Raw genomic sequence first — 8,391 nt, 5'->3', positions numbered from 1 at the left:
ATCGCCGCCAGGCCTTCGACAGTCCAAGCCATCGGCAACAAACACGAGCGTGCTCGGGAGCAGCGTTGGGAACACTTCAAGGCCAGCGTGCGTGCGAAGGTGGAGCATCCATTCCGGGTGATCAAGCGGCAGTTTGGCTACACCAAGGTGCGCTATCGCGGTTTGGCCAAGAACACCGCGCAGGTGATGACGTTGTTTGCGCTGTCGAACCTGTGGATGAAGAGAAAGCAGTTACTGCCGACTGCGGGAGGCGTGTGCCTGTAATCCGGAGATGACCTCCGGACTGCGCCGGAAATGGTGTAAATCCGCCTATCCGGACGCGACTCCTCGGAGCAACGCATGTTGCTCATCCTCAGGTCTCGTTGATCAGACCATCCCTAGGGCGGCCAGACGATGGGCGTTATGCAATGCCGAGGCGGGCGAGTTGCGGCTTAAGCTTGGCCAATGTAGCTCGGCAGTTGGCAGCAGGTGTCGGCCGCTTTAAACCCAGAACGCCAGCGGTCAACGCTACTCACTCCAGGAGTAGCCCCGGGCGAACCTGCAGTGCAAGCGCAATGCGTTCAATGTTGTAGATCGTCACGTTCTTCTCGCCGCGCTCGATCATGCCGACATACGTGCGGTGTACGCCGGCCGCCTCCGCCAAGTCCTCTTGGGACAGCCCGCGCTCCTTCCTCAGTCGCCGGACGTTGCCGGCGAAGACGGTGACTAATCCAGTTTCATGAGCTGCCCGGGCCATTGCGAAATGGTCCCGGTTTGAATACTACTGTTCGACATACTGCGATTAGCATTCGGGGGCGGCTGGATTGGTCCGGCCGCTCAACGCATCTCGATCGCTTAACAAATACAGGGGAACCAAATGAAGAGAATTTTTTCAGCCAGCATGGTGCTGGTGTCTGTCTTGTTGTCCGGCTGTGCCGGCGGCACGCCTGACTGCGGTGATAGCGAAACCATGGAACTGATCCATGGAGTGATCGTCAAAGCAGTGGAGAAGCGTGTGACGTGGTACGAGAACAGCGCGGAAGCCAAGAGGTACATGGACATGTTCAACGTTGAGGCCTTCCGGAAAATCCCGGAGAATTACGAGGTGTCCAAAATCCGCGTCCTGAGCCATGACAAGGACACGGACGTTTACGAATGCGAAGCCACTATCGCTTACGACTACCAATCAGGCCGCGAACGCACGTTTCGCTATCGGGTGGAAACGGACCAGGGCGATTCTCAGACACTTCTGTCCTACGAAAAGTCGATGCTAGGGCCCATCTTTTAGCATTTCCTAGCGGCTGTTCTCAGATTTCGTTGGAAAATCCAAAGCCCAAGTTCAGATCGTCTCACAGCGCCCTGGAAGGGAACGCAGTTGTGCTGTATTTCGCGCACAACATCAAGTGGCAACCCAGGGCCTTCGGCTGCAGAACTCACGCTGAAACTTAGCTCGATCGTGCCATTGAATGCTGATCCAGTCGTCGGGCTGGCTTCGCATGCAGCAGCAAGGTCGAAAAGGCGCGAAGTGTGTTCGTAGGCAACTGCGCCGGCAGTGGAGGACAGGAGTCTGCCTGTGAATATGCGTTCGATAGGCTGAAAAAGCGCTATGGAGAGGCGGAAATTGTTGCAATTCATTCTGAAGGTTCTCCGCCTTCGGACTCCATTGATCGATTAGCCAATGCCGCACAGCAGAGCAGGATCAAATAAGGAACATGATGAAGGCAATTTCTAGGTCAATGATGACCCTACTAGTTGCGCTAGCCGCTACGGGATGTAGCAAAGTTGACGAGGTAACGAAAGCCGGCGAGCTCAATCTAGCGGGTTGCGAGGTCCAGCCAGGGACTAAGCGAGCTGAGGCTGAAGCTATTCGGTGCGATGCCGTAAAGACAACTGTACAAACCGTTGCAAGAGCGGCGATGCCGTCACCGCCGGGAGCTGTGCAGGTTACGCCAGATGCTGAGGTCATCAATGCGGCCATTGCCGACGCAGCGAAGAAGGCTGACAGCGCGACAGAGTACAAAGAAGCGCGGAAGATAGTCGAAGGCGATCTGACCGGAGACGGCAAGTCAGAGGTGGTGGCCCTATACACCTTGGAGGGCAGCGGAAACGGCAATGGCGCGGGTGGCTATTTGGCAGTATTCCAACGTAAGGACGGTCCGCAGCTGCAGTTGGTCGGCACGACATCGGTCTCTGGCTACGGCGTGGCAGCTCAAAAGGTGAGCTTGAAAGACGGCATCGTGCATGTGACGTTGCTCGTCCCAGGGCCGGATGATCCGGGCTGCTGTCCCTCTACGGAAGAGGAACGCTTGTACGTCTTCCACGGAGGGAAGTGGCTGCAGGTGCAGCCATCTCCTTGACCTGTACCTGACTTGCCGCGCAGAGGGAGCATTTGCTCCCTCTGCGCGGTGGGGACACGAATCTATTTTTTTTCAGGCGCTACTGCCAGTGGAGGAGGTGGTGGTGGCTGGGGGGAACGTTACCCCACCGCTGAGTAGCGGCCGGACTTAGAGCCCCGAGCGTCGATGTGACTCGTACAAGGCGGCGGAAGGCAGAGTTTGTGCAAGTAGAGCGGGTGGACGGTCGGCTTGGGTGCGGTTCGGGATCTTCCGAGGCATCTGCAAGAACGTTGAATTTATTTGCAGTGAGGTTCCGGAGGAGGGCGCATAAGGTGCGCAACGCGGTTGATATGCACCGCGATCCACTCCAATTAAAGGACCTTTAGATGAACATCAGTATCGAATCCACGCCTCACAAAGGTGATGCGCCCCGCCGCCGCTCTCCCGCCATCCGTATCCCCCGGGTCTGCAATTTGATCGGCGACTGTGGCCGCAGCAGCCTTTACGAACTGATCAATCGCGATCCGACTTTCCCGCGTCCGTTCAAATTGACGTCTTCAGCCACCGCGCCGACGCTGTTTCTTGAGGACGAGGTGCTCGAGTGGCTGCACGCTCGTGCTGATGCGGCCAAGGCTCAGTGAGGGAGACGATGATGACGACTATGAGTCAGAAAGCGACGGTGAGCCTCAACGATGCGCAGGCCGACGATCGCCTCGCCCAACTGGCCGCTGCGCTCGAGCACGCCGACCCCAATCGTAAGGAACGCAAGCAGGCCTTGTTCCGCGAAGCCTACGACCTGATCGTTCCGGCCATCGCACGCAAGGTGCCGCAGAAAGTGATTCTGGCCGCGCTGGAGGACAAGTACGGTCTGAAGCTCCACCCGGCTCGCTTTCGCGAACTTCTGGACGCGGAGACTGAACGCCGCAAGCGGAACGGCGATGCTATGCACTGCAAGACGTGCAGGCACCCCATTTCGCCAGCGAAGCACAACACGATGCCAGATTTGCTGGCCGGCATGCCCGGCCATCCCATTCGTGAGGAGGCTTCCGCATGAAGATGTATTACGACTCCTCGCTGTTGCCCGCTGGTGTACTCGTGCATGGTCAGGTCAAGTGCTCGACGAGTGTGTCCTCCACTGGAGCTTTGCGACTCAGCGATGCCGAGTACGCTCCCATGGCCGATAAGCCGTACGCCTTTCCCTTCGGGGGGGTGCCCCAATTTGGCCAGTTCCGTTTGCCTACCTACCAGGCCGCCGTCCTGGAGGCGACGGAGGACCATCAGACCCCCAAGAAGATGGCCTACTACATTGCCGCTACCGCCTGCTGTGCAGCAGCGCAGGGCATGTTTGACGTAGAAAAGCCCAGGGGAGGCCGGGTCGGCCTATCCATGTACACCCTGATCTGCGCCAAGTCCGGCGAGCGCAAGACGGTACTGGATAATGAATTCTTCCGCGCATTCACTGACATGAATGATGAGTTGTCGGCGCTGGAGGCGGCGCATGTCCAGCAGCTTCAGGGCAACTTGCGGGCCTGGACGCGCAAGTACCGTGCCTTGAACGCAAAGTATGCCGCCTTGGCTAAGGAGGGACGCGACACGGCGGACATTGATGATCAGATCCGCCAGCACGAGATGAACAAGCCAGAGGAGCGTGGCCGGATGAAGCTGATGTTCAAGGACGCCAACGTTCAGGTGGTCAAGAACGGGCTGGCTGCCCTTCCGTCAGTCGCTTGGCTATCCGGTGACAGCTGGAAGCTGCTCAATGAGGTCATTCTTCCCAGTGATGCGGACTTATGCGATATCTGGAGTAACCAGCGTATCGATGTGGCCCGGATCACGACGGACAGCTTCGTTGTCATGGAGCCGCGCCTGGCAAAATGCCTAATGCTCCAGCCTGACAAGCTCAAGGGCATCATGGCCGGACGCGGCAAGGCGAGCATCGACTCCGGCTACATGGCACGTATTCTGTTTAGCTGGGTTGGCACTACGCAGGGCCAACGCCTATCCCGTATTGGTACGGTGTCGAAAGCGTGCCGTGATCGGTTCACGCAAAATCTCAAGACACTACTGGGTCAATACATTGACTTGGCGCGTGCAGGTGAATGCACCCGCACGACGTTGAAGTTCAGCCCGCAGGCGGCTTACGTGTGGATGAAGTATTTAGACTATGTCGAATATGAGATACGGGAGGGCGGTCGTTACCATTCGGCTACTGATCACGCTTCCAAGCTTGCAGATGTTGTCGCGCGTCTGGCAGCTGCCTTCCATGTTACCGAACGCTTCGAGTCCGACATCGGCGAGGACTGCGTGCTGGCCGCTATAGCCCTGTGCGACGAAGGCTCCAAGGACTACATGGAGTATATAGTGCCAAAAGATCAGGAGGGTTTGGATGCCCTGAAACTCTACGACTGGATGGTCAAGAAGTTCCGCAATCCGATACGCAGAACCCGGATCAATCGCTTCATCGACCTGCGCGAAATTAGCAACCTCATGAAGTTCTGCCCATACAAGCTGCGCGGCGCACATGTCCACCGACTGCTGGGTCGGCTAGAGGATATGGGGCGCGTGCGTATCGCCGAAAAGCATACGGATAGGGGAGGGTTGGCTGCCACGGTTGAGTTGCTCGCGGCGGAAGACCAGCGGCAGCAGCTCCGCTGATCCTGTTAAAAAAAAGGGCTGGGGGTGCGAATTCCTGCTAAGGATGCTAATGCAGGAGCAAAATTTGCGGAATTTTGAAGGTGATACCCCGGCCCTAACTGGTTTGGATGCCTAGCGCGACGACTGCGCCGGATGCTACGCGAACCACGGAGTGCCCGGTTGTGCCTGCCCGTCCCGAAGTAACGGGCAGGCACAGTTCTGCCTAGTCGTTAGTCCTCAGCGTCATGCATCGTTCCCACCTCAGTCTGTGACAGGCGCGCATCGCGGCGTGCTGCCACGTAGGCAACCTTTTCCCGCTCTGACATGCTTCTGATCCGAGCCGGACCCAGGTGGCGCTCGGGCTGCCGTTCGATGCCTTGCTCCTTCAAGCTACGGTGATCCACGCGAACATCGTATCCATAACGGGCCAGCGCCGCGTTCTGGATGTCTGCGCTGTGCTTACGCAGGGTAATCAGATCGGCTCTAACCTGAAGGGGACTGCGCCCACCACCCTCCTTCTTGCACCCACCCCGCGCCGGGTTGACAGGATTGTGCCGGGCGAACATCTGTGCCGGGCCTCGATCGAACCCGTCAGGGATGCGCCCGGAGTACATCAGGTGTAGGTGCGCATTCGTTACGCCCTCCAACGCCGAGTCGGGTGCGTGGATCGCGTATTGATAGGCCTTGTCACCGATCAGCTCTTGAACCAGCGTCTGGGCCAACTCGATCTGCTGCTCGCGTGACAGTACTCCTGGCAGGGCGATCTCGTGCTCGCGATAGACCGCGCCATTGGCACGCTCGTGCGCATCGGCCGTTCTCCAGAAACGAATCGGATCATCCTGGGACCAGGCAGGTAGGTTGCCGTGCCCAGCACAAACCAGGTCTTCGCGGTGCCGGTGCTTGCCCTGCCGGGTGATATAGGTGGCGTGTTCTGTTGCGGTTCCCTTCTTGCCGCTTTTGACTCGGTGATGAAAGCTTGCCATGTGCGTACTACCCTTTCCTGAGGATCAACAAAAAAACCAGCGAAGTGTTCCTCGCTGGCTGCTTTCGGATCGGTGCATTTATGATGCTTTGAAGGAAACGGTAAGTGCGCGTACCAAACACCCCCCCCCCTATGTGGTGGAGTACCAGTAGCCAGTTGCCCTCGCTGTCAAGTCATCTCAACTGCATCTTTCCTCATAGACATAGGCCGCCAGTAAGAAAATACATACGCACGCCATGCCTGTCGTCGGATAGGTGTACCGATATCGGGTAATGATCGCTATTGTCTGAAGAGTGAACACGCCATCTCAACCCGACTGGATCCGATGTGCAGCCCCTGAAGTTGATGAGCGTGGCCTCGCTATAAGGACTGATCAGCGGCTGAGAGCCGCTAAATTCCTTCCACCACGATCAGGTCGTTGACCACGTCATGCCCCTTACGTGTGAGTTTGATGACCCATACCTTGAAGCTGAAGTCGTCAACGTACTCCAGCTGGACTAGGTCCTTCTCAGCCATGTAGTGCAGGTGCGTCAGCAACTCATCATGAGCCATGGGTAGCCCGACGTGCGACAGGCCTGCGTGCATGAGGTCATCGTTCCCACAACGGCTGGGACTGGCGTCAAGAATTCGCAGCAGCCACAGTCGAGTGCAACGACTACGAGCCGCTGCGAATTCTTCCATGGTGCCTGGGTTGCCCTGATCGAAGGAGGCTGGATGCTCGTTCACTTCAGTATGCTTCGCCTGGCGCTGAGCCAGATCCGCGATTCCTCTGTGCGGCCTCCATGGTTACTGACTGCGCTCAATTGCGGATTAGCGTAGCTTTCTCAGTGCAGTATTGATCAAGCCGTTGGAGTTCTGCACGGATCAGGGTTGCGTCGTTGAATCGAAGAATCTTGGCGTGCTGCTTAAGGCGGGAAAGTCTGAACGCCATCCGCGCTTCGTGTATTTCTCCAATTCCAATCAATGCGCTCAACATGTTGTTGTATCGCTGGTACAGGATCTGATTGACCCCGTGCGGCACGTAGTCGTCCTGATAGAGGGACTCGATGCTACGTTTCGCGTTCAGATGCATCAGCAGATTGTTGCCCTGTGACTTCTGTCCATACCAGTAAGGGCTGTATTGGGTCTTGACTGCCAGCTCGTGTCGGATGGTGCACAGCGCGGCAACGCAGTCCCAGACTGAAAGAAGCTTGGCATTAAGATCACGGGTGCGGTGCTCGAAATATGTGTATAAGTTTAGGAGCTTTCCCGCGTGTTTGATTTGATCGGCGTTGCGGGAACGGGTCAGTCCCGTAGCGCATTCAACCAGGGCGAGCAGTTCCGGCTTCCATTGCGCAATGAAGTCCGGCAGCGCATTGATGGAAAGTACTTTATCGTGCAACTCAAGGCGAAATCCCCATCTGTCACTGATCTGATCGCACAGTGCGCTCATCTCCTGGGCGATGGAGGTGACCGTTCCTTTGATCACTGCCAGAGCCATGGTCTGCTCGAAGCCCCCAACGTAGTGCCGGAAGCGCAGAGTGCGCAGGTAGGTATAGAGAGTCTCGTCCAGCCGGCTCTGCGTCGGCTGGGGCGAAAATGTATACGCGTCGATCGCTGAGGTAAGAGAGTTATAAGCGGCGGCATGCTGGCTTTGCTCTCCATTGCCATGACCCCGCAGCTGTCGGCCGAGCCTGGCGTTCTGATTCTCAATCATCTGGAGTATTTCAGGCAATGGCGGCGTGGCAGCATCAATCTGCGCAAGGCGGATGCTGTCGATCTCCGCGCTCAGATACGCCATCAGGTCGGCGATCAGAAGGGTGGCATCTGGGTTCCGTGAATCAGGATAGGCGTCCTTGAACTCAAGCGTATGGGACGTGACATGCCTGGCGCGCTTGGTCCGATTGACGTGCTCGGGTGGGTCGATGAGCTGAAACAGACGGTTGCTGCGGGTTCGGGTCAGCTGGTGCAGCAGGTTGATGACCTTGAGGTTGACCAGTGGCTGCTCGGATTGACCGATGTCGATCACACGTTCAGTGGTCTCCCGTATGCCCTTCAGTACGGTGTTCAGATCCCGCTTGCTGCGTCGTGTTAATTCGCCCCTGAGCTTGGATGCTGATGTGCGCCCTGACCGTTGCTCCTCATTGATTGGCTGTGATTCCTTCTCGAGGTGTTGGATTAACTCGCTGACTGTGGCGTGTTCCGCCGTACCTCCCGATGGATGACCAAGGTCAAAGCGGCTTGGATAAAGGGCGCGACGTGACTCGGGGGTCAGGGCATGGCGCAGTAGCACCGAGAGCCAAGGGCGGGTCAGATCGTCGGGATAGGGCACGTGACGGTCTTTCGCATACTTGCGGTGGAAGATAAAGGTACGGGAAAGCGGATCAACGCCTACCTGTTCCTGAAGACGAACAAGGTGTTCCCGGAGATATATGTTCAAGATTGTCACGCTTCTAATTTTGAAGCTGCTGAGACCATAGG

The 8,391-nt window shown here is 57.3% G+C and carries 10 protein-coding genes; 6 read left to right on the top strand and 4 right to left on the bottom strand.

Annotated features, from left to right (window positions below; all coding sequences use genetic code 11):
• On the top strand, positions 1–264 hold a 264-nt coding region (locus XnspCFBP7698_RS19440; protein WP_147423615.1), incomplete at its 5' end, for a transposase.
• Positions 265–511: 247 nt separating this feature from the next.
• Here the strand turns inward: XnspCFBP7698_RS19440 and XnspCFBP7698_RS19435 are convergent.
• Positions 512–736 carry a helix-turn-helix transcriptional regulator gene (locus XnspCFBP7698_RS19435; protein ID WP_104579542.1) on the bottom strand — a complete coding sequence of 75 codons (225 nt, stop codon included), beginning with the start codon at positions 734–736 and terminating at the stop codon, positions 512–514.
• Positions 737–856: 120 nt separating this feature from the next.
• On the opposite strand from XnspCFBP7698_RS19435, the gene XnspCFBP7698_RS19430 reads away from it, so the two are divergent.
• The 5 genes from XnspCFBP7698_RS19430 to XnspCFBP7698_RS19405 all read left to right on the top strand — a co-directional run bounded on the left by XnspCFBP7698_RS19430 (position 857) and on the right by XnspCFBP7698_RS19405 (position 4,970).
• Positions 857–1,267, top strand: a complete 411-nt coding sequence (locus XnspCFBP7698_RS19430) for a hypothetical protein (protein WP_146093159.1) — start codon at positions 857–859, stop codon at positions 1,265–1,267.
• A gap of 628 nt (positions 1,268–1,895) precedes the next feature.
• Positions 1,896–2,336, top strand: a complete 441-nt coding sequence (locus XnspCFBP7698_RS19420) for a hypothetical protein (protein ID WP_233549029.1) — start codon at positions 1,896–1,898, stop codon at positions 2,334–2,336.
• Positions 2,337–2,701: 365 nt separating this feature from the next.
• Positions 2,702–2,956 (top strand): AlpA family phage regulatory protein, encoded by a 255-nt coding sequence (locus XnspCFBP7698_RS19415; RefSeq protein WP_104579539.1) that lies wholly within the window; start codon positions 2,702–2,704, stop codon positions 2,954–2,956.
• A gap of 11 nt (positions 2,957–2,967) precedes the next feature.
• A complete protein-coding gene (locus XnspCFBP7698_RS19410; protein WP_147423614.1) occupies positions 2,968–3,369 on the top strand; it encodes a hypothetical protein in 402 nt (133 codons plus the stop codon).
• Positions 3,366–4,970 (top strand): DUF3987 domain-containing protein, encoded by a 1,605-nt coding sequence (locus XnspCFBP7698_RS19405; RefSeq protein ID WP_104579537.1) that lies wholly within the window; start codon positions 3,366–3,368, stop codon positions 4,968–4,970. The genes XnspCFBP7698_RS19410 and XnspCFBP7698_RS19405 overlap by 4 nt, the downstream gene beginning before the upstream one ends.
• A gap of 209 nt (positions 4,971–5,179) precedes the next feature.
• Here the strand turns inward: XnspCFBP7698_RS19405 and XnspCFBP7698_RS19400 are convergent, their stop codons facing one another.
• The 3 genes from XnspCFBP7698_RS19400 to XnspCFBP7698_RS19395 all read right to left on the bottom strand — a co-directional run bounded on the left by XnspCFBP7698_RS19400 (position 5,180) and on the right by XnspCFBP7698_RS19395 (position 8,350).
• Entirely contained in the window at positions 5,180–5,932 is a 753-nt protein-coding gene (locus XnspCFBP7698_RS19400) for a MobA/MobL family protein (RefSeq protein ID WP_104579536.1), read from the bottom strand.
• A 389-nt stretch (positions 5,933–6,321) separates the two neighbouring features.
• Positions 6,322–6,657 (bottom strand): hypothetical protein, encoded by a 336-nt coding sequence (locus tag XnspCFBP7698_RS21460; RefSeq protein WP_146093157.1) that lies wholly within the window; start codon positions 6,655–6,657, stop codon positions 6,322–6,324.
• Between the two features lie 73 nt (positions 6,658–6,730).
• Positions 6,731–8,350: a hypothetical protein gene (locus XnspCFBP7698_RS19395; RefSeq protein ID WP_146093156.1), complete on the bottom strand. Its 1,620-nt coding sequence runs from the start codon at positions 8,348–8,350 to the stop codon at positions 6,731–6,733.
• Between the last annotated feature and the right edge of the window lie 41 nt (positions 8,351–8,391).

Origin of the sequence: Xanthomonas sp. CFBP 7698 (assembly GCF_003600855.1) — a bacterium.
In the GTDB taxonomy this organism is placed as follows: Bacteria; Pseudomonadota; Gammaproteobacteria; order Xanthomonadales; family Xanthomonadaceae; genus Xanthomonas; species Xanthomonas cannabis.
Note: the sequence above shows the minus strand (reverse complement) of the source record. Positions and strands in the feature narration are given on the sequence as shown.

What these genes read in the sequence shown, in the direction of transcription:
- XnspCFBP7698_RS19400 (WP_104579536.1), bottom strand. Translation starts at nt 5,932, where the DNA reads ATGGCAAGCTTTCATCACCGAGTCAAAAGCGGCAAGAAGGGAACCGCA.
- XnspCFBP7698_RS19430 (WP_146093159.1), top strand. Translation starts at nt 857, where the DNA reads ATGAAGAGAATTTTTTCAGCCAGCATGGTGCTGGTGTCTGTCTTGTTG.
- XnspCFBP7698_RS19405 (WP_104579537.1), top strand. Translation starts at nt 3,366, where the DNA reads ATGAAGATGTATTACGACTCCTCGCTGTTGCCCGCTGGTGTACTCGTG.
- XnspCFBP7698_RS19410 (WP_147423614.1), top strand. Translation starts at nt 2,968, where the DNA reads ATGACGACTATGAGTCAGAAAGCGACGGTGAGCCTCAACGATGCGCAG.
- XnspCFBP7698_RS19420 (WP_233549029.1), top strand. Translation starts at nt 1,896, where the DNA reads ATGCCGTCACCGCCGGGAGCTGTGCAGGTTACGCCAGATGCTGAGGTC.
- XnspCFBP7698_RS19435 (WP_104579542.1), bottom strand. Translation starts at nt 736, where the DNA reads ATGGCCCGGGCAGCTCATGAAACTGGATTAGTCACCGTCTTCGCCGGC.
- XnspCFBP7698_RS19415 (WP_104579539.1), top strand. Translation starts at nt 2,702, where the DNA reads ATGAACATCAGTATCGAATCCACGCCTCACAAAGGTGATGCGCCCCGC.